The 25,111-nt window shown below is 67.7% G+C and carries 22 protein-coding genes and 1 riboswitch; of the genes, 9 read left to right on the top strand and 13 right to left on the bottom strand.

Annotated features, from left to right (window positions below):
* The first annotated feature begins 5 nt into the window (after window positions 1–5).
* A complete protein-coding gene (locus H7A85_RS10650; RefSeq protein ID WP_244631112.1) occupies window positions 6–1,016 on the top strand; it encodes a glycosyl hydrolase family 8 in 1,011 nt (336 codons plus the stop codon).
* Window positions 1,004–3,394, top strand: a complete 2,391-nt coding sequence (locus H7A85_RS10645) for a cellulose synthase (RefSeq protein ID WP_244631110.1) — start codon at window positions 1,004–1,006, stop codon at window positions 3,392–3,394. Before H7A85_RS10650 ends, H7A85_RS10645 begins: the two co-directional genes overlap by 13 nt.
* An 18-nt stretch (window positions 3,395–3,412) precedes the next feature.
* Here the strand turns inward: H7A85_RS10645 and H7A85_RS10640 are convergent, their stop codons facing one another.
* Window positions 3,413–3,880 (bottom strand): GreA/GreB family elongation factor, encoded by a 468-nt coding sequence (locus tag H7A85_RS10640; protein WP_182085917.1) that lies wholly within the window; start codon window positions 3,878–3,880, stop codon window positions 3,413–3,415.
* Window positions 3,881–4,077: 197 nt separating this feature from the next.
* Between H7A85_RS10640 and H7A85_RS10635 the strand changes: the two genes are divergently transcribed.
* Window positions 4,078–4,971 carry an SDR family oxidoreductase gene (locus tag H7A85_RS10635; protein WP_280514916.1) on the top strand — a complete coding sequence of 298 codons (894 nt, stop codon included), beginning with the start codon at window positions 4,078–4,080 and terminating at the stop codon, window positions 4,969–4,971.
* A gap of 98 nt (window positions 4,972–5,069) precedes the next feature.
* Here H7A85_RS10635 and H7A85_RS10630 read toward each other — a convergent pair whose 3' ends face one another.
* Both H7A85_RS10630 and H7A85_RS10625 read right to left on the bottom strand, forming a co-directional pair.
* Window positions 5,070–6,065 carry an SDR family oxidoreductase gene (locus H7A85_RS10630; protein WP_182085916.1) on the bottom strand — a complete coding sequence of 332 codons (996 nt, stop codon included), beginning with the start codon at window positions 6,063–6,065 and terminating at the stop codon, window positions 5,070–5,072.
* A 172-nt stretch (window positions 6,066–6,237) separates the two neighbouring features.
* Entirely contained in the window at window positions 6,238–6,612 is a 375-nt protein-coding gene (locus H7A85_RS10625) for a hypothetical protein (RefSeq protein WP_182085915.1), read from the bottom strand.
* Window positions 6,613–6,663: 51 nt separating this feature from the next.
* Window positions 6,664–6,768: riboswitch (SAM-I-IV-variant riboswitch) on the bottom strand.
* Between the two features lie 96 nt (window positions 6,769–6,864).
* Here H7A85_RS10625 and H7A85_RS10620 point away from each other — a divergent pair.
* On the top strand, window positions 6,865–7,686 hold the full coding sequence (locus H7A85_RS10620; protein WP_182085914.1) for a sugar phosphate isomerase/epimerase: 822 nt from the start codon (window positions 6,865–6,867) through the stop codon (window positions 7,684–7,686).
* A gap of 5 nt (window positions 7,687–7,691) precedes the next feature.
* Complete coding sequence (locus tag H7A85_RS10615; RefSeq protein WP_244631109.1) at window positions 7,692–8,552, top strand: amidohydrolase family protein; 861 nt, start codon at window positions 7,692–7,694, stop codon at window positions 8,550–8,552.
* On the opposite strand, the gene H7A85_RS10610 is transcribed toward H7A85_RS10615, so the two are convergent.
* The gene (locus tag H7A85_RS10610) at window positions 8,549–9,613 is read right to left on the bottom strand and encodes a spore photoproduct lyase family protein (protein WP_182085913.1); all 1,065 of its coding nucleotides are present in this window, start codon (window positions 9,611–9,613) and stop codon (window positions 8,549–8,551) included. The two genes, H7A85_RS10615 and H7A85_RS10610, sit on opposite strands and share 4 nt — an antisense overlap.
* 57 nt (window positions 9,614–9,670) lie before the next feature.
* Window positions 9,671–10,753: a tartrate dehydrogenase gene (locus H7A85_RS10605; RefSeq protein ID WP_182085912.1), complete on the bottom strand. Its 1,083-nt coding sequence runs from the start codon at window positions 10,751–10,753 to the stop codon at window positions 9,671–9,673.
* Window positions 10,754–11,068: 315 nt separating this feature from the next.
* Between H7A85_RS10605 and H7A85_RS10600 the strand changes: the two genes are divergently transcribed.
* Window positions 11,069–12,523, top strand: coding sequence for an NAD-dependent succinate-semialdehyde dehydrogenase (locus H7A85_RS10600; protein ID WP_210270245.1), 1,455 nt, complete (start codon window positions 11,069–11,071; stop codon window positions 12,521–12,523).
* A 15-nt stretch (window positions 12,524–12,538) separates the two neighbouring features.
* On the opposite strand, the gene H7A85_RS10595 is transcribed toward H7A85_RS10600, so the two are convergent.
* The 7 genes from H7A85_RS10595 to H7A85_RS10565 form a co-directional block, all read right to left on the bottom strand.
* Entirely contained in the window at window positions 12,539–14,263 is a 1,725-nt protein-coding gene (locus H7A85_RS10595; RefSeq protein ID WP_182085911.1) for a GMC family oxidoreductase N-terminal domain-containing protein, read from the bottom strand.
* On the bottom strand, window positions 14,264–15,049 hold the full coding sequence (locus tag H7A85_RS10590) for an ABC transporter permease (protein ID WP_182085910.1): 786 nt from the start codon (window positions 15,047–15,049) through the stop codon (window positions 14,264–14,266).
* Window positions 15,046–15,918 carry an ABC transporter permease gene (locus H7A85_RS10585; RefSeq protein ID WP_182085909.1) on the bottom strand — a complete coding sequence of 291 codons (873 nt, stop codon included), beginning with the start codon at window positions 15,916–15,918 and terminating at the stop codon, window positions 15,046–15,048. Before H7A85_RS10585 ends, H7A85_RS10590 begins: the two co-directional genes overlap by 4 nt.
* Before the next feature lie 71 nt (window positions 15,919–15,989).
* The gene (locus H7A85_RS10580; protein ID WP_182085908.1) at window positions 15,990–17,036 is read right to left on the bottom strand and encodes an ABC transporter substrate-binding protein; all 1,047 of its coding nucleotides are present in this window, start codon (window positions 17,034–17,036) and stop codon (window positions 15,990–15,992) included.
* A 49-nt stretch (window positions 17,037–17,085) separates the two neighbouring features.
* A complete protein-coding gene (locus tag H7A85_RS10575) occupies window positions 17,086–18,375 on the bottom strand; it encodes an FAD-binding oxidoreductase (protein WP_182085907.1) in 1,290 nt (429 codons plus the stop codon).
* Between the two features lie 26 nt (window positions 18,376–18,401).
* Window positions 18,402–19,133, bottom strand: coding sequence for an HAD-IA family hydrolase (locus H7A85_RS10570; RefSeq protein WP_182085906.1), 732 nt, complete (start codon window positions 19,131–19,133; stop codon window positions 18,402–18,404).
* A 37-nt stretch (window positions 19,134–19,170) separates the two neighbouring features.
* Window positions 19,171–20,250 (bottom strand): ABC transporter ATP-binding protein, encoded by a 1,080-nt coding sequence (locus tag H7A85_RS10565; protein WP_182085905.1) that lies wholly within the window; start codon window positions 20,248–20,250, stop codon window positions 19,171–19,173.
* Window positions 20,251–20,466: 216 nt separating this feature from the next.
* Here H7A85_RS10565 and H7A85_RS10560 point away from each other — a divergent pair, with 216 nt between their 5' ends.
* Entirely contained in the window at window positions 20,467–21,426 is a 960-nt protein-coding gene (locus H7A85_RS10560) for a LysR family transcriptional regulator (protein WP_182085904.1), read from the top strand.
* Between the two features lie 112 nt (window positions 21,427–21,538).
* Window positions 21,539–22,966 carry an aldehyde dehydrogenase family protein gene (locus tag H7A85_RS10555; RefSeq protein WP_182085903.1) on the top strand — a complete coding sequence of 476 codons (1,428 nt, stop codon included), beginning with the start codon at window positions 21,539–21,541 and terminating at the stop codon, window positions 22,964–22,966.
* Between the two features lie 6 nt (window positions 22,967–22,972).
* Here the strand turns inward: H7A85_RS10555 and H7A85_RS10550 are convergent, their stop codons facing one another.
* Entirely contained in the window at window positions 22,973–23,515 is a 543-nt protein-coding gene (locus H7A85_RS10550; protein WP_182086103.1) for a cupin domain-containing protein, read from the bottom strand.
* Between the two features lie 155 nt (window positions 23,516–23,670).
* Here H7A85_RS10550 and H7A85_RS10545 point away from each other — a divergent pair, with 155 nt between their 5' ends.
* On the top strand, window positions 23,671–25,011 hold the full coding sequence (locus H7A85_RS10545; RefSeq protein ID WP_182085902.1) for an aspartate aminotransferase family protein: 1,341 nt from the start codon (window positions 23,671–23,673) through the stop codon (window positions 25,009–25,011).
* The last annotated feature ends 100 nt before the right edge of the window (window positions 25,012–25,111 follow it).

Here is a 25,111-nt window from a genome sequence, read left to right as displayed (position 1 = left end):
CAGCCTTGGCGTTGATTGCCTCTTCCATCCCGGCGCTTGCCGCGCCTGTGATCCCCCCCGACGCCTGGGCCGCCTATCGGCAGAGTTTCCTGGGCGAGGACGGACGCATCGTCGATACCGGCAACGGCAATATCAGCCACAGCGAGGGACAGGGCTACGGTCTGCTGCTGGCCGTTCTCGCCGACGACGCCGCCAACTTCGACAGAATCTGGAGCTTCACGCGCACGCAGCTCCTGGTGCGCGACGACGGGCTCGCGGCCTGGCGCTGGACGCCGGGCCAGCAGCCTCCGGTCACCGATCTCAACGATGCCAGCGACGGTGACATCCTGATCGCCTACGCCTTGGCCCGGGGCGGTGCCTTGTGGCAGCGCCCGGATCTGACAGAGGCGGCCGCTTCGCTGGCCGACTCGATCGGCTCGCGCCTTCTCTTCATCAACGAGGATCATACCCTGCTGCGGCCGGCCGTCACCGGCTTCGACCGGGGCGAGCGCGCCGACGGTCCCGTGGTCAACCTGTCCTACTGGGTGTTCGAAGCGTTCGACGATCTGGCCGCGCTGGCGCCGAACTACGACTGGAAGGGCGCGGTGGACGGCGGCAAGGCGCTTCTCGCTTCGGTTTTGAGTGACTCGTCGCTGCCGCCCGAATGGCTATCGGTCGCGCGCATCGCGCGCCCGGCGGACGGCTTTCCCGCCGAGTTCGGCTACAACGCGCTGCGCATCCCGCTTTATCTCCTGCGCGCGGGCGATGGGGACGAGGCCATCCTGCGCAAGATGGCAAGCGCGATGACCGACCCGAACGGCGCGGTGCGGATCGTCGATCTTGCCACCGACACGACGCGCGAGGCGCTGACCGAGCCCGGCTATCGGATCATTCCGGCTGCCGTCGCCTGCGTGCTCGATGAGGTGCCGGTGCCGCCGGACCTACGAACCTATACGTCCACCCTCTACTATCCCTCGACGCTGCATCTTCTGACGCTGGCTCACCTGACGGAGGTCCACCCGGAATGTCTGCGTTGAGAACCACCGTCGCCGTTTGCGCGGTCGCGGCCTTCGCCTTCGCCATGCGCGGCTGGGGCGAGGATGCGTCGGTGACACCGATCGGAAGCGCTCTGACGATGGGCGTCAAACCGGCTTTGGGCGCTTCCGCCGAGTTGCTGGCGGACCCGGCCTCGACGCGGATCGCGCAGGCCTTTTCCCCGCCGGCAAGCCCCGCAGCGCCTGCCCCTTCGCCGGGTACGGCCCCTCCAGCGCCGACCACCGCACAGGCGCCGGCCGCGAGTGCCGCGCCCGCTCCCGCAGGTGCTGCGGCTCCGGCCGATGCGCCGCCGGCCATCGACCTGACGGCGCTCCGTTATTTCGCGCAGCAGGGCGACACGCGTCGGCTGGAAGCCGAGATCGCTCGGCTCAAGGCGCTTTATCCGAACTGGCAACCACCGGAAAATCCGTTGGAGGCGGCGTCCTCCGCACCCCAGGGCGACCCGGAGCTCGATCGTATCTGGCAGCTTTATGCGCAGGGGCAGTTCGCGCAGGCGCGCGAGGCGATCGCCGCGCGCACGCAGAGCCAGCCGAACTGGCAGCCGCCGGCCGATCTCATCGAGCGGCTGAACGTTGCCGAAGCGCGACTACAGCTCGTCAACGCTTCCAATCTCCAGCAGTACCAGACCGTGATCCGCCTGGCGGCGGACACGCCGAGCCTTCTGACCTGCTCGGAGGTGGACGTCCTGTGGCGCGTGGCGCGCGCCTTCGCCGAGACCGGCCGGCCGGAACGGGCGAAGGACGCCTATCTCTACGTCCTGACCAACTGCAACGACGCCGGTGAACGCCTCGCCACGATGCAGATGGCGACCCAGCGCCTGAAGCGTCCCGATCTCGACGCGCTTCTGGCGACCGAGCGGACCGGGCCGGACGGGGTCGGCGAGTTCACCTCGGTTCGCGCCGATCTCGCCAGGGCCAGCCTCGTGTCGGCGGCCGACGACGCGTCCGTCACCGTCGCACCGGCCGATCTCGAACTGATCCGCCGCCTGGCGGACGCGACGGACGGTCAAGCGTCCGACGACGAGCTCTTGGGCTGGTACGCCTATCGTCGGAACGACGAGGCGAATGCGCTGAAATCCTTCACCCGGGCTCGCGAGCGCGCCGACAGCGCGACGATCTCGCAGGGCTATGCGCTGTCGCTCATCTCCGCCGGGCGCTTTGCCGAAGCCGAAGCCGCGATGGCGGACTATCGCACCACGTCGGACGGGGCGAAGGCCGTGTATCTGGCTGCGGCTGCCAATCTTCTGGCCGCCAGCGCCGGGCAAACGCTCGATCCCGCCGTTCTCACCCGTATCGTCGGCGCCGTCGGCGAGGGGCGGGATGCGGCCAGCGCCCAGCAGCTCGGCTGGTATGCCTACGGGCTGAACCAGTTCCAGACCGCAGGGCAATGGTTCGCCACGGCGCTCGGCTGGAAGAGCGATGACGAGCAGTCGGCCTACGGCCTTGCCCTCGTGCGCCAGCGCGTCGGCGAAACCGTCGGCCTTTCCGCGCTGCAGCGGCAATGGGCCGCCCGCTCGCCCCGGATCGCGGCGATCGGCCGCCCGGACCAGGCCGAGGTGGCGGCCGCCCAGGCTGCGCGCGAGGGGAACGGCGGGCCGCCTCCCGCGATCGCGTCGTCGCCGGCGGTCGCGGCCGTTGCCGTCGCACCTGCCGCACTACCTTCGAGCACCGCTGCCTTCGCACCGGTCCAGCCGGCGATCCCTGCGAGCTCACCCGCAACCGCCGCCATTTATGACGAGACGCCGGAGCCGCGGGCCGAGACCGCCCCAGCCGTTCGCCGGGCGGCGGCGCGTCCCGCCCGTAGCGCGGCACCCGCACAAGGCGGGGGCGGGGGTGGTCAGCGAGGCTGTGCGGGGCAGGTCGAGCCCTCGACCCTGTCGCCCGACGCGTCCATGGCCCGGGGCTGGTGTCTCCTGAACCTCAACCGCTCGCTGGAAGCCGCCGCAGCGTTCGAAAGCGCCGCGCGACGCGGCAATGGCCGGACGCGGCAGGACTCGGCCTATGGCGAAAGCCTCGCTTACCTGCGCCTCGGCGTCAGCGATCGGGCAGCGATCGCGGCGTCGCGCGCGCCCCAGCCCGTGCAGCGGCGCAACGAATTGAACATCGCGATCCTCAGCGCCCGCGCCACGAGCGCGTTCGAGGCCAAGCGTCCGGTCGAGGCTCTGCAGGCCCTCGACGAGCGGGCCCGGATCGCACCCGAGCGCCTCGATCTCATGGTTCTGCGTGGCTACGCCTATCTCGAGCTTCGACGCTACGCCGACGCCGAGCGCGTGTTCTCCGCCGTGTCTCGCTCGGGCAGCAGCGAGGGCGCACGGGGTCTGACGGCCCTGAACCAAGCGCTGGGCCGCTATCCGAACTGACGAACGAAGGGCCTGCGCTCAAGCGCCGACGGCAAGAATCTCCACCGTTTCCCGGTGACCCGGGGCGAAGAACTCGACCTCCTCGCCCTCGCTCGCCCCCTGCAGAGCACGCGCGAGCGGTGCGGTCCAGCCGATCAGGCCGATCGCAGGGTCCGCCTCGTCCTCGCCGACGATGCGCAGCGTCGTCGTCTGGCCTCGGCGCGAGATCGTGACGCGCGAGCCGAAGGCGACGGTATCGGATGCCGGGTCCGGGCCCAGCACCTGCATGGTCGCGCGGCGTGTCTGCCAATAGCGCAGATCGCGCGCCAGAAGCATCTCCATCTCGTGGTCGATCTCGTTGGATAGCTTGTCCCGTAGCTCCTCGAGCTTCTTCTCGATCAGCGAAGCGCCGCGCGCGGTGACGAAATTCGCATGCGGGCTGACCGGATGCTCGGGCAGCGGCGGGGGAGGTGCGTCGTCGATCTCGCGGACAAAAGCTTGGGCCATGGTGCGGATCTTTCTTCGATGGGCTCCGGTCTAAGACCCGGCGGCTGGCACCGGGCGTTCCTCCGATCGTCTACGGACGCGCGAAACGGGAAAAGGGTTCCCGAACGCTGAAGGGTGAACGCCGCGAGCGCCTTCGGAACGCGAGCGGCGTTCGCACCCTTAAGGGGCGGACACCTCTTCCAAGAAGGACGACACACTTGACCGATCGCCTCACCATGCAGGACCCCCGTCAGCAGTATCCGCAGCCCCCGTTCCCGCGCCAGCCGCAGCCCGTGCCGGGGCTGGCGGCCAAGATGGACCCCGTGCCGGACCACGGCGAAACGAGCTACAAGGGCTCGGGTCGACTTCAAGGACGCCGCGCTCTAATCACGGGCGGCGACAGCGGCATCGGTCGCGCCGTCGCCATCGCCTTCGCGCGCGAAGGCGCCGATGTGGCGATCTCGTATCTCGACAGCGAAGAAAGCGACGCGCGCGAAGTGATCGGGCTGATCGAAGCGGAAGGGCGCAAGGCTCTCGCGCTGCCCGGCGACATCACGCAGGAAAGCTGGTCGCGCGAACTGGTCGAGCGCACGGCCAAGGAACTCGGCGGGATCGACATCCTCGTCATCAACGCCGGCCGGCAGCAGAATCGCGAGGACATCTCGAAGGTGACGTCGGAGGACTTCGACAAGACGCTGAAGACCAACCTCTACGCCATGCACTGGATCGCGCAGGCCGCCGTGCCGCATCTTCCGCCCGGCGCATCGGTGATCACCACCGCTTCGGTCCAGGCCTACGACCCGTCCGCCATTCTCCTCGACTACGCCACCACCAAAGCGGGCATCGTTGCCTACACCAAGGCGCTGGCCGCGCAACTGATCGAGAAGGGCATCCGCGCCAACGTGGTGGCGCCGGGCCCGTTCTGGACGGCGCTCCAGTCGAGCGGCGGCCAGCCGCAGGAGAAGGTTCAGAAGTTCGGGGCCGAGAGCGCCTTCGGTCGGCCGGGCCAGCCGGTGGAATGCGCGCCGATCTACGTGCTCCTCGCCAGCCAGGAGGGCAGCTACATTTCCGGCGAAGTCTACGGCATCACCGGCGGCGCGGGCGTCGCCTGACGACCGCTTGTCGGCGAGCCGATCCGCGGCTCGCCGACTTCGAAGGGGAAAGGCCGGCGCATCTCATCGATGCGCCGGCCTTTCATTATGGCTTGTGCCTACGGATTGCCGTCGCCGCCATGGGCGCCGACCACGGTGCCGGTGCTGAAGCTCGACTCGTCCGATGCCAAGGCGACGTAGAGCGAGGCGAGTTCGGCGGGCTGGCCGGCCCGCCCGAGCGGCGTGTCCTGCCCGAACTCGCCCATGGTGCCCGGCAACTGCCCGCCCGCGACCTGCAGCGGCGTCCAGACGGGGCCCGGCGACACCGCGTTGACGCGGATGCCCTTCTTGGCGAGTTGCTTGGCCATTCCCTTCGTCAGGTTGAGGATCGCGGCCTTGGTGGAGGCGTAGTCGATCAGTTCCTCGCCGGGGTCGTAGGAGTTCACCGAGACGGTGTTGATGATCGAGGCACCGGCCGGAAGGTTCGGAATGGCGGCCTTGGAAAAGCGGAACGTATGGAAGACGTTGGTCTCGTAGGTGCGAACGAACTGCTCGTCGCTGATTTCGAGGATGTCTTCCTTGCTCTGCTGGTAGGCCGCATTGTTGACGAGGAGATCGAGCCCGCCGAGCTCGGCCACCGCCTTGGCGACGACGCCCTCGCAGGCCTCCAGCGTGCGGATGTCGGCAGGAATGGCGACGGCCTTGCGCCCGGCGTCACGGATCAAGCGGACGACATCCTGCGCGTCCGCTTCCTCGTCCGGGTGATAGTTGATCGCGACGTCCGCGCCCTCGCGCGCAAACGCGATCGCCGCCGCCCGGCCGATACCGCTGTCGCCGCCGGTGACGAGGGCGCGCCGGCCCGTTAGCTTCCCCGAGCCCTTGTAGCTCGTTTCGCCGCAGTCGGGCACGGGGTTCATCTTCGACTGGAGGGCCGGCCAGGGCTGCTTCTGCTCGGGAAACGGCTCGTTGGTGTATTTCGTACGGGGGTCGCGCAGGACAGGTTCACTTTGCGCCGCGCTTTCCTGCGCTCGGGCAGGCGCGACAACGGTTGCGGCCGCCACGCCCAAGGCCGCGCCTCCCAAAACCGTGCGGCGGGACATGTTGCGTTCGTTCATCGCCTTCGTCTCCTCATGCGAGCGTTACCGGGCGATCAGCGCTCGGAATTCCCGCTTCGCCGCTTCGCCACATCCGACGGGCAAGCGATGCGGCGGCGAGAGGGTTCCAAGGAGAAAGCGAGGTCGGCGAGCGGGCTGCCGCGCCGCGTGGGGATCGAAGCCCTGCCGGACCCTATGCCGCAGCCGCGCGGGCTTGGTTCTCGATCACCTCGTCATTGGCCGAGGCGGTGCGTGCAGCCGGGCTCGCTGCGACCACGGATCGCTCGGCTTCCAGCGCGAAGGTTCGGATCGCAAAGGCGAGCCCATCGCGCCACGACGCTCCGTCCAGCACGCGCTCCAGATGCACGGTACGCCGGTCGCGCGGGTCCAGCCGGTATATGGCGATCCACTCCGTTTCGCCCGCGTGGCGCACGATCCAGATCTCGCCGTGCCGCCGCCGGAAACCGGTCTCGGCGTGGCGGGACATCCCGAGGAACATGCGCTCGACGCCGGCCTTTGCCAGTGGATGGCCATGGTCCTGGGTGAAGGGCGCCTCGGTATGCGACATGGGTTCGATCTCCGCGTGGTCGAGCGCGGGACATGACGAACGAGATATGGCTGAGCTCCGTTGGATTGCCGGTGCGGCCACATCCTCCCGATGGGAGCGCCACCTTGCCCGGACGGCAGGTTGGCGTTGGACGTCGTCCAACTCTTGATGCGGGGCGACGTCTAGCAGCCGGGCTCGACGGTTTCAAGACATAGGGACCTTGACCCTCCGACCGCGATCGGCAGACTGACGCCGGCTCGAGGGGAGGGCGATATGAATACGAATGAACTGAGGGTCGGCTGCCAGACCTACACGTGGGAAATGCTGGGTGCCGGCTTTGGCGGCGGCCCGGACGACCTCATCGATGCGATCGCGGCCGGCGGCTATGCCGGGATCGAGATCACCGACGCGATGATCGGCCCCTACAGCTCGCGCCCCGACGCCTTCGCCCGGGCGCTCAGTGATCGAAACCTGTCGCTCGTCGCCTTCGCGGTCGCCTCCAAGAGCGGCTTCACGGAAGCGCACGAGGTCGAGACCGATCTGGAGGCGGTGCGGCGCTGGCTCGATTTCGTCGGCCACTTTCCCGGAGCGCTGATCTCCATGGGCTCGGCGACCGTGATGTCGGACGGGCCGAGAGCCGACAAGTTCCGCATCGCGGCCGAGGTCTACAACCGGGCCGGCGAGCTCGGGCGCTCGGTCGGCGTCGATGTCGCCGTGCATCCGAGCTCGCACCACGATACGCTTCTGTTCGACCGGGCGGACTACGACACGCTCTTCGCTCTTCTGGATCCGCGCGATGTCGGATGGGTTCCCGACACCGGGCATATCCTGCGCGGCCACCGCGATATTCAGGATACGCTGCGCGCGCATGCCAACCGCATCCGCTACCTCCATCTGAAGGACGTGGGACCGGACGGCGACTGGGCGATGCTTGGGCGTGGCACTCTCGACGTTCCGGCCGTGGTCGAGGTCGTGCGCGAGGCACCACGCTTCAACGGCTGGATCGTCGTGGAGGAGGAGTCCGAGGAGGCGGGAGCCGATCCCACGCGCGCGGTGGCCGCCAACCGGGACACGATGCGGCGGCTCGGGTTCTGACGGCGGTGGACGAGGCGCGACCCTCACGCATTACGATCGACAGCCATCAGCATTTCTGGCTGACGTCGCGCGGCGACTACACGTGGATGGGCGAGCACGTCGCGCCGCTCCTGCGCGACTTCATGCCGGACGATCTCGCCCCGCTCCTGCGGCGAACCGGGATCGAGCGGACGGTCGTGGTCCAGGCGGCGGAGACCGAAGCGGAAACCGACTTTCTTCTGGATATCGCCGCGCGAACGCCGTTCGTGGCCGGCGTCGTCGGCTGGCTCGACTTCGACTCGGACACCTTCGGCGAACGGCTTGCCCGCTACGAGGCGAACCCTTGGCTCGTCGGCCTGCGTCCGATGCTGCAGGACCACCCGGACGATCGGTTCATCCTGCGTCCGCGCGTTCTCGACAATCTCGCGGGGCTGGCCGAGACCCGTCTCGCCTTCGACATTCTTGTGTTTCCCCGCCATCTGCCACATGTGGCGGAGGCGCTGGGAGAGGTGCCGAGCCTTCGCGCCGTGGTGGACCACCTGGCCAAGCCGGCGATCGCAGCCGGCGAGATCGACCCATGGCGCGAAGGCATGGCGGCTCTGGCGCGCTTTCCGAACGTGTCCTGCAAGGTGTCCGGCATGGTCACGGAAGCCGGCGCCGACTGGTCGCTGGACGATCTCGCGCCCTATGTCGACCATGTGGTCGCCTGCTTCGGCGAGGATCGACTGCTGTTCGGATCGGACTGGCCGGTGGCGACGCTCGCCGCATCCTATGGCGAGGTCGCCCATGCCGCCCGCGCGCTTCTCGGGCGGCATCTCGGGCCGGAGGGACTGCGCAAGGTGTTCGGCGGCAACGCTGAAACATTCTATCGACTGGATCGTCGCTAGAAGGCGTAGCGCACCTCGCAATAGGGCAGGGTCTCACCCATCCAGCCGAGGAGACGGTTGAGCCACTGCCGCTTCCAGGGCGTACGGTAGCGCAGGTTCACCATGCCGCCCTGGCTCACCTTCTCCTCCTGGATGTCCGGCCGCCAGAGCTGCGCCTCGCCCTTCGGGTGCCACGCCATGTTGACCTCGTGCAGGCCCGCATTGTGCGTCAGCATGATCACCTCGCACTTGAGCTGTGCCTTCGCCGCCGGGCTCAAGGTGTCAGCGACCTGTTGGAAGAGTTCGCGCCATTCCGCCTCCCAGCCTTCGTGGACGATCACCGGCGAGAAGTTGGCATGCACCTCGTAGCCAGCGGCGACGAAGTCGTTGATCGCTTGGATACGGCTCTCCATCGGCGAGGTGCGGATGTCCACCGTCTTGGCCATCGCGGCGGGCATCAGCGAGAAGCGGATGCGGGTGCGCCCCTGCGGGTCGTAGGCGAGGAGATCGGTGTTCACGAACTTGGTGGCGAACGAGCCCTTGGCGCCCGGAATGGTGCGAAGGGCGGCGACGAGATCGCGCACGTTGTCCGAGACCGTGGCGTCCACCGACAGATCGCCGTTCTCGCCGAGATCGTAGACCCAATCGACCGGATCGACGCTGTTGGGCTCGGGCTTGGGGCCGAGCTTCACCGCGTGGCGATGAAGGGCGCGGGTGATGTCGTCAATGTTGACGAAGACCGAGACCGGGTTGGCGTAGCCCTTGCGCCGGGGCACGTAGCAGTAGGAGCAGGCCATGGCGCAGCCGTTGGAGGAGGACGGGGCGATGAAGTCGGCGCTGCGCCCGTTGGGGCGCATGGTCATGCCCTTCTTGATGCCGAGCACCAGGACGTCTCGCTTCACCGACAGCCAGTCCTCCGCCTTGGCGACGTCCGCTGAAAGCTCGGGGATGCGCCAGTGGCTTTCGACCTCCACTTGAGCTGCGTGAGGATAGCGCGCGAGAATCTCGACGCCGCGCGGATAGGACCGCACGGCGGGCTCGAGATAGATCAGCTTGGGGTCGATCAGCGGGCGGGGCGTCATTCCCCCTCATATGGGGCGGACGCCGGCGCCCTTCGACGCATCACGTTGCCGCGCGGGTCAGGCCGTCTCGAAGGCGGCGAGCACCGCCGCGCCGGCCCCGCTCGTCGAAGCCTCGCCCTTCAGGTCGCGCGTGCGCCCTTCCGGCGTCTGGAGCGCGGCCTCGATGGCGCGCACGATCGCCTCTCCCGCCTCGCGCTCGCCGAGGTGCTCCAGCATCATCGCGGCCGTCCAGATCTGGCCGATCGGGTTGGCGATGCCCTGGCCCGCGATATCCGGGGCCGAGCCGTGGACCGGTTCGAAGAGCGAGGGAAAGCGGCCGTCCGGGTTGATGTTGGCCGATGGCGCGATGCCGATCGTGCCGGTGCAGGCGGGGCCGAGATCGGACAGGATGTCGCCGAAGAGGTTGGAGGCCACGACGACGTCGAACCGATCGGGGTTCAGGACGAAATGCGCCGTCAGGATGTCGATATGGTACTTGTCGTGCCGAACCGCGGGATAGCTCTCGCCCATCGCCTCGACCCGCCCGTCCCACCAGGGCATGGTGATGGCGATGCCGTTGGACTTGGTGGCCGAGGTCAGGTGCTTCTTCGGGCGCGAGTTCGCGAGTTCGAACGCGAAGCGCAGGATGCGGTCCGTGCCGTGGCGCGTCATCACCGTTTCCTGGATCACCACCTCGCGTTCGGTGCCCGGGAACATCGTGCCGCCGACGGAGGAATATTCGCCTTCCGTGTTTTCCCGCACCACGTAGAAGTCGATGTCGCCCGGCTTGCGGTTGGCGAGCGGCGAGGGCACGCCCGGCATCAGCCGGACGGGACGCAGGTTGACGTACTGGTCGAATTCGCGGCGGAATTGAAGCAGCGAGCCCCAGAGCGAGATGTGATCCGGCACCTTCTGCGGCCAGCCGACGGCGCCGAAGAAGATCGCGTCCGTCGGCGTCAGAAGGTCCTTCCAGTTCTCGGGAAGCATCCGGCCGTGTTCGAGATAATAGTCGCAGGAGGCGAAGGCGTGGTGCTGGAGGTCCAGCGTGAAGCCGAAACGGGCCGCCGCCGCCTCCAGCATCCGCACGCCCTCCGGCATCACTTCGAGACCGATCCCGTCGCCGGGAATCACTGCGATCTTGTAGTGCCGGTCCTGGCTCATGGTCTGTCCTGTTTCGTGGCTTGGCTGCGCGATCGTTGGATTCGGCCGCAAGGCTCCCTGGAAGGGGCAAGCTAGAGCCGAACGGCCCGCAGGACATGCCGCAAGGCCGGCACCGAACGGCACAACGTGGCGCATTGCCGAGAGAAGACATCGAGCCTCCGGGTTCGGATCTTCTATGCTGGCCTTTCCCGATCTCGAGCGTCCATCGGCCGAAGACTTGATGCAGGTCGCGCGGCCCGATTCACGATCCTATATCGCATGCCAAACCCAGGCGGCTCGTATGAGGCCGCAGCGACCAAGCGACAGGTGACCACGATGCTGCTTCAGAACCGTCTCAAGGACCCCACCCTCCTGCGCAGCCAAGCGTTTCTAGCCGGCGAGTGGGCGGACGGAGCGCGCACGATCGAGGTCGTGGACCCGGCGACGGGCGAGGTGGTCGCGACGGTGCCCGATCTCGGCGCGGCGGAAACGCGTCAGGCGATCGAGGCCGCTGCCGCCGCCTTTCCCGCGTGGCGCGCGACGCCGCCGGCCAAGCGCGCCGAGATCCTGGAGCGCTGGTACGCGCTGATCGTCGAGAACGCCGACGATCTGGCCGCGATCATGACCGCCGAACAGGGCAAACCATTGGTCGAAGCGCGCGGCGAGGCGATCTACGGCGCGAGCTTCGCCAAATGGTTCGCCGAGGAAGCGCGGCGCATCTACGGCGACGCCTTTACCGGACCGACGGGCGACCGGCGCATCCTGGTGCTGCGCGAGCCGGTCGGCGTTTGCGCGGCGATCACGCCGTGGAACTTCCCGATCGCGATGATCACGCGCAAGGTGGCTCCCGCCTTTGCCGCCGGCTGTCCGATCGTCGTCAAGCCGGCCGACCTGACGCCGCTATCGGCGCTGGCGCTGGCCGTGCTTGCCGAGCGCGCGGGTGTGCCGAAAGGCGTCCTGTCCGTCATCACCGGCAAGGCGCAGGCGATCGGCGGCGAGATGACGGGCAACGAGCTCGTGCGCAAGCTTTCGTTCACCGGCTCGACCCCGGTCGGCCGCCTCTTGATGGAGCAGTCCGCCAAGAGCATCAAGCGCCTGTCGCTGGAACTCGGCGGCAACGCGCCCTTCATCGTCTTCGACGACGCCGATCTCGATCAGGCCGTGGCCGGGGCGATGGCCTCGAAGTTCCGCAACGCGGGGCAGACCTGCGTATGCGCCAACCGCATCCTGGTGCAGGACGGAATCTATGACCGCTTCGCTGAGCGTCTGGGCGCGGAAGCGGCCAAGCTGAAGCTCGGCAACGGCTTCGACGACGGGGTCACGATCGGCCCGCTGATCAACGACGCGGCGGCCGAAAAGGTCGGTCGGCATCTGTCGGACGCGCTGTCGAAGGGCGCTCGGCTCGTCGCGGGCGCGGCCGAGCCGACCGGCGGCCGCTTCGTCGCGCCGACCGTTCTGACGGGGGCCGACACGTCGATGCTTCTCGCGAGCGAGGAAACCTTCGGGCCTCTTGCACCGCTGATGCGCTTCTCGCGCGAGGAGGAGGCGGTGGAGATCGCCAACGCGACGCCGTTCGGTCTCGCCTCCTATTTCTACACGCGCGACATCTCCCGCGCCTGGCGGGTCGGCGAGGCGCTGGAGTTCGGGATGGTCGGGCTCAACACCGGCTCGGTGTCGATGGAAGCCGCGCCGTTCGGCGGGGTGAAGCAGTCCGGCCTCGGCCGCGAGGGCTCGGCCTACGGCATCGACGAGTATCTCGAGCTGAAATCGTTCCACATGGGCGGGCTCTGACGTAGAGCGCTGCTATCACCGCGAGGAGCTGCCTTCCAGCCGTTCCTCGCGCATGAAGGCGGCGATGCGCTCGGCGATCATGATGGTCGGGATGTTGGTGTTGGCGCAGGGGATACTCGGCATCAGCGAAGTGTCGCAGACGCGCAGGCTCTCGACGCCGTAGACGCGGCCCTGCGGGTCGGTGACGGCGGCGCGGTCGTCCTCCCGCCCCATCCGGCAGGTGCCGGACGGGTGCCATGTTCCGCCGACCGCGCGGCGCACGAACCCGGTCAGCGCCTCGTCGCTCGAAAGGAGATGGTCGAGCGTCACGCCTTCGGTCACCAGCCGGTGGACCAGCGCGCCGGTGAGTGGTCCCGCGCGGTCGAGAAGCGCGCTCAAGGCGCCGCGCTGCACGCCGTTCCAGCGGCCCGGTACGGCGACGCGGGCAACGCGGGGCGAATAGCTGGCGGGAAAGACGTGTCGGCAGGCATCGCGGAGCGACGGATGCCGGAGCACCTCGGCGCCCCGACGCATCGCCAGCTTGAGGCGATCGAGATCGCGCTCGTCCGACAACATGCGGAAGTCGACCTCCGGCTCGGCGCGCGGATCCGGCGAGGCGAGCTGGAGCGAGCCGCGCGAGAAGGACTTGTTGACCCAGAAGAAGATCGTCCCGATCCGCCAGCCGACCGAATGCCACCCTGAGCGCGACAGGATCGCGCCGTGCATGTCGCCGCCCGGCGCGCCGGCAACGCCGGAGGAAAAACGCCAGATCGCCTGTTCGTGATGCTCCTCGGCGTGCGGCGTGCGGACCTGTGGGTTCAGGACGGCAGAGACTGCGATCGAAGGGTGCTCCATCAGGTTGCGCCCGACGCCCGCAGAGTTGCGGATCACCTCGATGCCGCTGCCTGCGAGTTCCGCACCCGGCCCGATGCCGCTGCGCAGAAGCAGCGCCGGGGAATGGATCGCGCCGGACGACACCACCGTTTCGCCCGCCCGCACGATCGCTGCCTCACCGCCGGCCAGCGGCGCGATCCGCGCGCCGACCGTGCGGCGGCCTTCGAACAGGAGCGTCTCGGCGATGTGGCCGGTCAGGATGCGAAGGTTGGGGCGGGCGCGAACCGCAGCCGTTAGGTAGGCGACGGAGGTCGGCAGACGTTCGCCCGCGTCGCTGGCCGCCAGCGCGCCGACATAGGTGCCGTCGCGCCAGATACCGTTCTGGTCCTCGCCCTTCGGCGTTCCCGTTTCCGCCAGCGTGTTCATCACGGCGGATACGAAGGGCGAGAGCTGATCGGGGCGCGCGCGCCTGATGCGCATCGGGCCGTCCGCGCCGTGCAGCGAGCCGTCGAAGTCCTGGTCGGCTTCCAGCTTGCGGAAAAAGGGAAGGCAGGCGTCCCACCCCCAGCCCGAGGCGCCGAGCTCCTCCCATTCGTCGTAGTCGGCGGGCTGGCCGCGATTGGCCATCAGGGCGTTGATCGCCGAGCCGCCGCCTAGAATCCGAGCCTGCTCGTATCGTCGCGGCGACGGGGCAGGGCCGTTTCCCTTCGGCGCTGCCATGCGCGCGGTCAGGCGCTTCCAGATATTGTCGGTGTCGAGATAGGCGCGGCCGGGATAGCGTGAGCGGATCTCCGGCGGCATAGTTTCGGCGGAAATGTCGCGTCCCGCCTCCACGAGAAGCACGCGGCGGGACGGGTCTTCCGACAGGCGGGCGGCAAGGACGCAGCCGGCCGAACCGCCGCCGAGAATCAGGACATCGGCCTCCACTCAGTCCGCCTTCCGCTGGAACAGGCCGATGATCATGATCAGCGCGAAGGACGTGACGGTGAGGAGCGTCGAGATCGCCGCGATCGTCGGATCGATCTCGTCGCGCAGCGCGGTGAACATGCGCTTGGTCAGCGTCTGCACCTCGCCTCCCGATATGAAGAGGGCAACCACCGTCTCGTCGAGTGAGGAGATGAAGACGAAGATCGCCCCCGAAATGACGCTCGGACGGATCTGCGGCAGGGTCACGGTCATGAAGGCGCGCAGGCGGTTCATGCCGAGCGAGCGGGCGACCATTTCCTGCGTGTGGTCGAAGCTCTGGAGACCCGCCGTCACGGCGAGCACGACGAAGGGAATGCCGAGCATCGTGTCGGCCAGAACGAGGCCGGGCACGGAGGAAAGAAGTCCGGTCTGCGCGTAGATCAGGAACACGCCGATCGCCACGATGATGATCGGCACCATCAGCGGCAGCATCAGGAGGAGCCGGAGCAGTTTCATGACGCGCAGCGAGGAATAGGTGATCGCATAGGCCGCGGCGACGCCGATGGGCGTCGCGACCACCGTGGCGAGCACGGCGACGAGGAAGCTCGTCTTGGCGGCGCTCGTCCAGGCCGGGTTGGAGAAGAACGCTTCGTACCAGCGCGTGGAATAAACGCGCGGCGGGAAGGTCAGGAACCGGGCGTCCGAGAACGACATCGGAATGATGATGACGATCGGCAGGATCAGGAAGAGGAGGACGAGGCCGACCAGCGCATAGGTCAGCACGCGGGAGGGGGCGGACTGGTTCATCGCGTCGAAAACACCCGGTCGAGAGGCAGGAAGCGGCTGACCGTCCAGAAGATCAGCCCGACGATGACGAGAAGGACGACGCTGACGGCGCTTGCCGCACCCCAGGCCTGATACAGCTCGATGTTGCGCGAGATCACCATGGACACCATCACCGTGCGCCCGCCGCCCATCAGCTCCGGCGTGATGTAGAAGCCGAGGCACAGGACGAAAACGAGCGTGCAGCCTGCGATGATGCCGGGCAGCGACAAGGGCAGGAACACGCGCCGGAACACATGCAGCGGGCTGCCGCCAAGGCTGGAGCCGGCGGTCAGGAGATCGCGCGGGATCTTGGCCATGGTCGCCTGCAACGGCAGCACCATGAAGGGCAGGAGGATGTGGACGGTCGCGATGATCGTGCCGAGTTCGTTGTGGACGAGCGACAAAGGCTGCTGGATCAGCCCGATGTCGCGAAGCGTGCCGTTCACGACGCCCGAGCGCTGAAGCAGGATCAGCCAGGCATAGGCGCGCACGAGGACGCTGGTCCAGAACGGCACGAGGATGAAGGCGAGGATCAGCGCCCGCCAGACGCCTTTGGCGACCGTCGCGACATAGGCGACGGGGTAGGCGAGAACGAGCGCGATGATGGTGACGATGAAGCTGATGCGGAACGTCAGGAGAAAGGTGTTGAAGTAGACCGGGTCCGAGAACAACCGGATATAGTGGTTCAGCGACGGACCGTTGTCCCAGAAGGACTGCGCGACGAGCCAGCCGAGCGGCAGAACGAGCAGAAAAAACACGACGGCGAAGGCGGGCATCGCCAGAAGCGTCATCAGCGCGTGCTCGCGCCGCTCGAAGCGCTTGGCCTGATGGGCGTCTCGAAGGGCGGTCATGGCGTCTCCGGCATCTCGGAATGAGCGGAAGCGCCGGGCCCGTCGCAGCGGGCCCGGCGGGATGCGTCGTCTTACTGGATGAACTTCAGCCAGCGCTGTTCGGCGGCTTCGCCTTCGGGCGAGGCCCACCATTCGTCGGAGATCAGCGTCTGCTTGGCTGCGTTCTCGGGCGAGCTCGGCAGTTCGGCCGCACGTTCGGCAGGGATCTTGCCAGTGTCGAAGGCGGCGGGGTTGCCCGGGCCGTAGTCGATCTCCATCGGCAGGTTGGCCTGAAGCTCGGGCGAAACGGCTGTGTTGAGGAAGGTCGTCGCGGTTTCTAGGTTCGGCGCGTTCTTGAGGATGCAGAGCTGCGTGTTCTGCAGGAACCCGTCGTTGAAGGTGAAGGCGATGTCGGGAACGTCCTTGATCACGGCGCTGGCGCGCCCGTTCCAGACCATGGCCATGTCCACTTCGCCATCGGCCAGAAGCTGCGCCGACTGGCCGCCAGAGGTCCACCACACCGTGACGTTCGGCTTGATCTCTTCCAGCTTCTTGAAGGCGCGGTCGACATCCAACGGGTAGAGCTTGTCGCGCGGCACGCCGTCGGCGAGGAGTGCGGCTTCCAACGTCACATGCGGATGATTGCGCAGGGCACGGGTGCCGGGGAACTCCTTGACGTTCCAGAAGTCGGCCCAGGTCTGGGGAATCTTGTCGCCGAGATTGGCCTTGTTGTAGGCCAGAACGCTGGAATAGAACTCGTAGGCCACCGAATAGGGCGTCTTGTAGGCGTCCGGCATGCTTTGCGCGTTCGGGATCTTCGAGAAGTCGAGCGTCTCGATCAGCCCGGCCTTGCCGCCGCGAACGCAGTTGGCGGGCGGCGTGTCCACCACGTCCCAGATCGGCTTGCCGGTTTCGCCTTGCGTCTTGATGCTCGGCCAGGCGTCGGGAGCCGAATCCTGGTTGATTGTGATGCCGAGTTCCTTGGCGGCCGGGTCGAGGATCGCCTTGGTCTGGGCTTCCTGATAGGCGCCCCCTTGCGAAACGAACGTGACCTGTCCGGCCGCGAGGGCCGGGGCGACGGCGCCCGCGCCGAGCGCGATGACGGTTCCCGCGGCGAGAAGGCGTTTCAATGCTGTCATGGCATGTCTCCTGGTGTCGCTGGCGTCGTTGGGGGTGGATGGATGGCGATCAGCGTCCGATCGCATCCAGGAACTGGTACCAGCCGGCGACCGCGCGCACGGCCGGCTCCCGGATGGCGTAGAAGGGCACGTTCTTCGGCGCGGGCGCGGCCAGAAGGGCAAGTTCCGGCGTGTCGCCGAGGGCGAGATCCGCGACGCGGCCGCCCATCAGGCTCGCCATCGCGATTCCCGTGCCGTTGTAGCCCATGGCGAAGGCGGTCCGCTCGTCGACGCGGCCGACCTGGGGCAGGCTGTCGAGGGTCATGGCGACGAGGCCGGACCAGCGATGGGTGATCGGCGTTCCTTCCAGCTGGGGGAAGATCTGCACCATCGCCTTTTCCAGCGCCGCAAAGGCGGGTTGGCTGTCCGCCTTGCCGAAGGCGCCGCGCCCGCCGAAGATCATGCGGCTTCCGAAGGGGCGGAACCAGCGCATCATGCGCCGGGTCTCGCTATAGGAGCGGCGCTCGGTCATCACGGTGGCGAACAGGTTGTCGCCCATCGGCGCGGTCGCGACCATCGCGCTGCGGAAGGGGATGACGGCGCGTCGCACGGGGCCGGTCGCGGGCGTCAGGTCGCTGTAGCCGTTGGTCGCCAGGATCAGGTGGCGGGCCGAGACACGGCCTTTCGGCGTGGTCACGGCGATGCCGGCGCCGGTGCGCTCGATCGAAAGGGCCGGCGTTTCCTCGAAGATCGCACCTCCCTTGCGCAGAAGCGCCCGCGCCAGCCCCCGTGCGTAGTTCAGGGGATGGATGGCGCCGGAATGGGTGCCGAGCGTGCCGCCGACGAAGTCGCGCGAGCCGGTTTCGGCCGCGACTTCCTCGCGATCGAGAACGCGGATCGACCGGTCGCCGAAGGTCTTGGCCATGATCTCGGCTTCGTCGGCGATTCCGCGCATCGCCACCTCGTTGTGGGCGCAGCGCAGGTTGCCGCAAAGACGGAAGTCGGCAGCCTCGATCTCATGGGTTTCGACGAGGCGTTCCACTTCGGCCACCGCGTCGTGGCCGAGCTCGTACATGCGCCGCGCCATCTCGACGCCGTGGCTGCGCGCGACGCCCGGCAGGGATACGCGAAACTTGGTGGAAACGACGCCCCCGTTGCGCCCGCTGGCACCCCAGCCGACCGCGTTGGCATCGATCACGACGGGTTTGAGACCGCGCTCGGCCACCCGAAGCGCCGCGCAAAGGCCGGTATATCCGGCCCCCACGATCACGACGTCCGCCGCGTGGTCGCCTTCGAGCCCGGCCACGGTACTCGAAAGGGGCAGGGCGGTTTCCGCCCAGAGCGAGGACGGCCAGTTCATCGGGAAACGAGCCGTCCCCGCGTCCATTACGCGGCGGCCCGGTTCGGGACGGCCGTGCCCGCTTCTGCCTCGATCGCGTCCGCGAGCTGAGCCAGCGTCGAGAAGTGGAAGTCGGGCTTGGTCACCTGCGGCGGCACGGGCGAGCCGCCAAAACCCTTCTGCCCCTGGCGCCGCTCGATCCAACATACCTTGTAGCCAAGCTCGCGGGCGACGCCGATGTCGTGATACTGGCTCTGCGCGACGTGGAGGATTTCCTCCTGCTTGAAGCCGTGAGCGGACTGCCGACCGCGGTTGAAGGCGAAGAACAGGGGGCTGGGCTTCGGCGTGCCCGCCTCGTCCGCGGTCACGCTGTCGTGGAACGGGTTGTCCAGCGTGTGCGAATAGCTCTGGAAGGTGACGCGGTCGGCGTTGGTCATCGCGACCAGCCGGAAGCGCGAGCGCAGGCGCTTCAAGGCCTCGACGGAGTCCGGGAAGGCGGGGTGCTGCAGGATGCGCGCTTGGAAGCTGGCGGCCGTGTTGTCGGCGGCGTCGAGGCCGAGCTTGCCGGCCAGATGCCGATAGACGTCGGCCATCGCCTGGCTGGAGCGGCCGGGAAAGAGGTCGCGGCCTTCCACATACGGCTTGAAGATGTCGTCGTCCGACAGATCCTTGGCGGCATCGGGGTTGAGCGCCCGGACGCTGTCGAGGACGCCCTTCTCGAAGTCGATGAGGGTGCCGACGACGTCGAAGGTGAGGACCTTGAACCGCTCGAATGCCATCTTGTCGTTCCTGTTGCGGTTGGGATGGGGCTGGAGGTCAGCCGCGCTTTTCCGGGACGACGATGACGTCCTCGGGGTGAAGGGAAAGGGTGATCGGCTGGCCGCGCTCGGGGATCGCGGCGCGCGCGAGGTGGTGGCTCGGCTGGCGAAGGGCGAGCCGCGCGCCGCCGGGAAGGTCGATCCCGACGCGAAGGGATTCGCCCTGGTAGATCACGTCTCCGACCGTGCCGGTAATGCGGTTCGTGCCGGCCGCGCCGCCGTCCACCAGCAGTTTCTCGGTATGGACGGCGAGAAACAGGGGGCCGTTCTCGGGGATCGGCCGGGCGGAAACGATCGGGGTGCCGGCCACCTCCACCGTCCGCTCGTCCAGCCGCCGGGCGGGCACCAGCGTCGCTTCGCCGATGAAGCGGGCGACGAAGGCGTCCGCCGGATGATCGTGCAACTGCTGGGGCGCATCGACCTGGACGAGCTTGCCGTCCGACAGGATCGCCACGCGGTCGCTCATGGTGAGCGCCTCGCGCTGGTCGTGGGTGACGTAGATCGTGGTGGCGCCGAGCTTGCCATGGAGCTCGCGCAACTCGATCTGCATGGTTTCGCGAAGCTGCTTGTCGAGCGCGGATAGCGGCTCGTCCATAAGGATCAGGCGCGGCTCGAACACCATGGCGCGGGCGAGCGCCACGCGCTGGCGCTGGCCGCCCGACATGGCGGAGATGCGCCGGTCCTCGTAGCCCGACAGCTCGACCATCGCCAAGGCGTCGCGCACCTTGGCAGGCCACTCGGCCTTCGGGATGCGCCGGGCGCGCAGCGGAAAGGCGACGTTCTCGCCCACCGTCAGATGCGGGAACAGGGCGTAGTTCTGGAAGACGACGCCGATGTCGCGTTTGTGCGGCGGGGTGAACGTAACGTCCTGCCCGCCGATATGCACGCGGCCAGCCGTCGGCGTCACGAAGCCGCCCAAAATGCCGAGGAGCGTGCTTTTGCCAGAACCCGAGGGGCCGAGCAGCGACACGAACTCGCCGGGGGCGACGGACAAGGAAAGGTTGTCGAGCGCCAGATACTTTCCGTACTGCCTCGTCGCCCCCTCGATCTCCACTCCCACCCGTTCGCGTATCTGCATATGGCTGGACCTCGTCGTTGCGATGGATGACTTTTCGTGCCGCGTTGCAGCGAAGTCGGACGCCGCCACCCAGCGCGCTTCTTTGCGCGAAGGGAGGCTCGTTCGGTTGAAAATGACCCGAAACTTTGTGTTCGGAACCTCATTTCTTCTACAGATGAACAAATCGTCGCCAGCGACGCAATTGCATAATTGTGCCGCATGGAGTTACAAAATGTAATGCCCTCGCTTCGCCGCCTCGTCCCTTCCATGAACACGCTCCTGGCCTTCGAAGCGGCGGTACGTTGCGGTTCGTTCGCCAAGGCCGCGACGGAGCTTTCGGTCACCCCACCCGCCGTCAGCCGCATGATCGGGCGCTTGGAGGACCATCTCGGCACGCGGCTGATACATCGCTCCGCCACGGGCAACACGCTCAGCGAAAACGGAACCATCCTGTTCGACGGCATCTCGCAGAGCTTCCGGGGGATTGAGGCGGCACTGGAAGAGATCGCCCGGCGGCAGAGTGGCAGCCAGAGCGTCACCCTGTCGGTGTCCACGGCCTTCACAACCCATTGGCTGATGCCGCGCTTCAACCGGTTCCAACAGGATCTGCCGCATGTGGATCTTCGCTTCCAGCTCGTCCCCGGCGCGCTCGGCGGCGCGGTGGACGAGGTGGATCTCGGGATGCGGTTCGATGCGTTCGGGGCCGATCACGAGGTTCTGTTCCTCGCACCCGAGGTGCTCCTCCCGATCTGCAGCGCGGCCTATCGCGACCAGTTGCGCGACGGACGCCTGCCGACCGACAGCGAGGCCATCATCAACCTGTCGAGCGCGCAGCCGGACTGGTCCAACCTCGTGGACTTCACCGGCGCCTTCCAGACCGGGCACTCGCTGGCCTTCTCGGACTATACGATCGTCGTGCAGGCGGCGCTTCTGGGCCAAGGCATCGCGCTGGGCTGGCTCAGTGTCGTGGCGCACTGGCTTTGCGTCGACGCTCTCGTGCCGGCTTCGGCGAAGATGCGGATCACCGGGCGCTCCTGCCAACTCGTACGCGCCCGGGATCGGCCTGCGCGACCGGCGGTCACGGCGGTCCGGGACTGGATCGCGGCGGAGGTGAGCCACGAGCTCGCGACGATCGACGCCAAGTATCCCGAACTGCACCTGGCCGGCGCCCTTCGCGCGGCGCGCGTTCGAAACTGAAGTCCGGAGCGGGCTGGACAAGGCGCCGTTGCGCCTGTCAAGTTTGCGGAGCGCCCGAGTTTCGCACCCGCGCCGGCGCTGCCCCTTTCCCCACCCGTTTCACGGATTCCCCATGACGAATGCCCTTCAGTTCTTCATCGATGGCGCGTGGGTCGCACCGCTTTCCTCCCGCACGCTTCCCGTTCTCGATCCGTCCACCGAGGAAGCCTTCGCCGAGATCGCGATGGGCGGCGCCGCCGATATCGATCGCGCCGTGGCGGCCGCCCGGCGCGCCTTCCCTGCCTTCGCTGCCTCGGCGCCCGCCGAGCGACAGGCTCTCTTGCGCCGCATTCTGGCGGCGTACATGCGCCGCTACGACGAGATGGCGGAGGTGATCTCGCGCGAGATGGGCGCGCCGCTCGCCATGTCGCACGCTTCGCAGGCCGCGATGGGAAAGCTGCATCTGGAAAAGATGATCGAGGTTTTGGACACGTTTCGCTTCGAGGAGGCGCAGGGCACGACGCGCATCCTGCGCGAGGCGATCGGCGTCGTCGGGCTGATCACGCCGTGGAACTGGCCGATCAACCAGATCGCCTGCAAGGTGGCGCCGGCGATCGCGGCGGGTTGCACCATGGTGCTGAAGCCCTCCGAGATTGCGCCGCTCGACGCGATCCTGTTTGCCGAGATCATGGAGGAGGCGAGAACGCCGCCCGGCGTCTTCAACCTCGTCAACGGCGACGGGCCGGAGGCGGGCGCGGCGCTTTCCGTCCATCCCGAGGTCGACATGATCTCGTTCACCGGCTCGACGCGCGCCGGCATCCAGATCGCCAAGGCGAGCGCGGACACGATCAAGCGCGTGCATCAGGAACTCGGCGGCAAGTCCGCCAACATCCTCTTGGCCGACGCCGACTTCGAGACCGCCGTGACCAAGGGCGCCAACTCCTGCTTCGGCAATAGCGGCCAGAGCTGCAACGCGCCCACACGCATGCTCGTGCCGCGCGACCGCCACGACGAGGCCGCGGCCATCGCGGCGCGCGCGGCGAGCGCCCATGTCGTCGGCCCGGCCGATGCGGAAGGAACCACCATGGGGCCGGTGGTCAGCGAAGTGCAGTTCGACAAGATCCAGGCGCTGATCGAGACCGCGTTGCGCGAGGGCGCGACGCTCGCCGCCGGCGGTCCCGGCCGGCCCGAAAACTGCAACCGCGGCTGGTTCGTGCGCCCGACCGTCTTCTCCCATGTCGATCCGTCGATGACGATCGCGCGCGAGGAGATCTTCGGCCCGGTTCTTTCGATCATCCCCTATGACGGCGAGGAGGAGGCCGTTCGCATCGCCAACGATACGGTCTACGGGCTCGCTTCCTACGTCCAGTCATCGGATCTGGAACGCGCGCGCTCCATCGCGCGGCGAATGCGCTCGGGCAACGTCTATATCAACCACCCGGCCTGGGACGCGGGTGCCCCGTTCGGCGGCTACAAGCAGTCCGGTAACGGGCGCGAATACGGCGAGTGGGGGCTGGCGGAGTTCCTGGAGATCAAGGGCGTCGTCGGCTACGGCGCCTGATCGCCGTCAGAAGGTCGGCGGCGTACAGGCGCTGACCACCTCGCAAGGGTTCGGCCCCACGCAGCGGAAGCGGTGGGGCCGCCGGCTTTCGAAATAATAGGCGTCTCCCGGCCCGAGGATGCGCCGCTCGTCCTCGACCGTCACCTCCAGCCGCCCGGCGAGGACGACCCCCCCTTCCTCGCCGTCGTGGACCAGCGGAACCTTGCCGGTGTCGGCGCCGGGTAGATATCGCTCCTTCAGGATTTGCAGGGCGCGGCCGAAGAGGTTGTCGCCGACCTGCCGGTAGGAGATCGAGCCCTTGCCGATCTCCACTAGCTCCTCCGATTGGTAGAAGACCTTGCGCGGGGCATCGGGCTCCATCGCGAAGAACTCCGCGAGCCCGATCGGAATGCCGTCGAGGATGCGCTTCAGCGCCCCGACGGACGGGTTGGTGGCGTTCGCCTCGATCAGCGAGACCGTCGAATTGGTGACGCCGGCCGCGCGAGCGAGCTGCCTCTGGGAAAGCCCGCGCGCCAGCCGGAGGTGGCGCAACCGGCCGCCGATATCGATCTCGTCAGTCACCGAAGTGTTTCTCCTGTTCGATATCCGCAACGGTTCGCCGCGTCGCGCAACCTTGTCAACGATTTGCACGAACGGAGAAAAGGACTTGTTGTGCGAGGACAGGCAGGCTTCCTTAACCGCCAGCCTTCTCAGGAGCTGCCGTGATGACCTTCCATTCCCGTTCCAACCAGCCCGCCCTCGACAGCTACTGGATGCCGTTCACCGCCAACCGGCAGTTCAAGAAGGCGCCGCGCCTTCTGGCGAGCGCCAGCGGCATGCACTACGCCGACATGGAAGGGCGCCCGGTTCTGGACGGGACGGCGGGCCTCTGGTGCGTCAACGCCGGGCACGGCCGGCGCGAGATCGCGAGCGCGGTGGAAAGCCAGCTGATGACGCTGGACTACGCACCGTCCTTCCAGATGGGCCACCCGATCGCCTTCGAGTTCGCCGAACGCCTCGCCTCGATCGCGCCGGGGCCGGCGGGCGCCAAGCTCGACCGCGTCTTCTTCACGGGTTCGGGCTCGGAATCGGTCGACACGGCGCTGAAGATCGCGATCGCCTACCAGCGCGCCATCGGGCAGGGGACGCGCACGCGCCTGATCGGACGCGAGCGGGGCTATCACGGCGTCGGCTTCGGCGGCATCTCCGTCGGCGGCCTCGTCAACAACCGGCGCGTCTTCCCGCAGCTGCCGGGCACTGACCACCTGCGCCACACGCACGACGCTTCGCGCAACGCCTTCACGCGGGGCGGCCTGCCCGAGCACGGAGCCGAGCTCGCGGACGATCTGGAGCGGCTGGTGGCGCTTCATGGCGCGGAAACGATCGCCGCCGTGATCGTCGAGCCCGTGGCGGGCTCCACCGGCGTTCTCCTGCCGCCGGAGGGATACCTCGAGCGCCTGCGCGAGATCGCCACGCGTCACGGCATCCTCCTGATTTTCGACGAGGTGATCTCCGGCTTCGGGCGCCTCGGCTCGCCCTTCGCGACCGACCATTTCGGCGTCGTTCCCGATCTCGTCACCACCGCCAAGGGCCTGACCAACGGTGTCCTGCCGATGGGCGCCGTGTTCGCGAGCCGCGCCGTTCACGACGCCATGATGCGCGGGCCGGAAGGGGCGATCGAGCTTTTCCACGGCTACACCTATTCCGGCCACCCGGCCGCTTGCGCCGCCGGCATAGCCACCCTCGACATCTACGAGCGGGAAGGGCTGCTGACGCGCGCGGCAAGCCTCGAAGCGGCCTGGGAAACGGCGATGCATTCGCTGCGGGACCAGCCGAACGTGATCGACATCCGCACCATCGGCCTGGTCGCCGGCATCGAATTGTCCTCGCGCGACGCCTCTCCCGGAACGCGCGCCTACGACGTCTTCGTCCGCTGCTTCGAGAAGGGGCTCCTGATCCGCGTCACCGGCGACATCATCGCGCTGTCGCCGCCGCTGATCGTGGAGGAGGCGCAGATCGACGAGATGGTCCGCACGCTCGGCGAGGCGATCGGCGCGACAGTATAGTTCAAATCGTCGATATCGATCGCCTTGGTTCCTACTTCCCGAGTCCAAGGCGATCTCTGTTAAGGTTATCGACCGTTAAAGCATTCGTGTCGGCGTTCCG

The organism is Aureimonas sp. ME7 (assembly GCF_903970965.1).
GTDB lineage: Bacteria > Pseudomonadota > Alphaproteobacteria > Rhizobiales > Rhizobiaceae > Aureimonas.
Note: the sequence above shows the minus strand (reverse complement) of the source record. Positions and strands in the feature narration are given on the sequence as shown.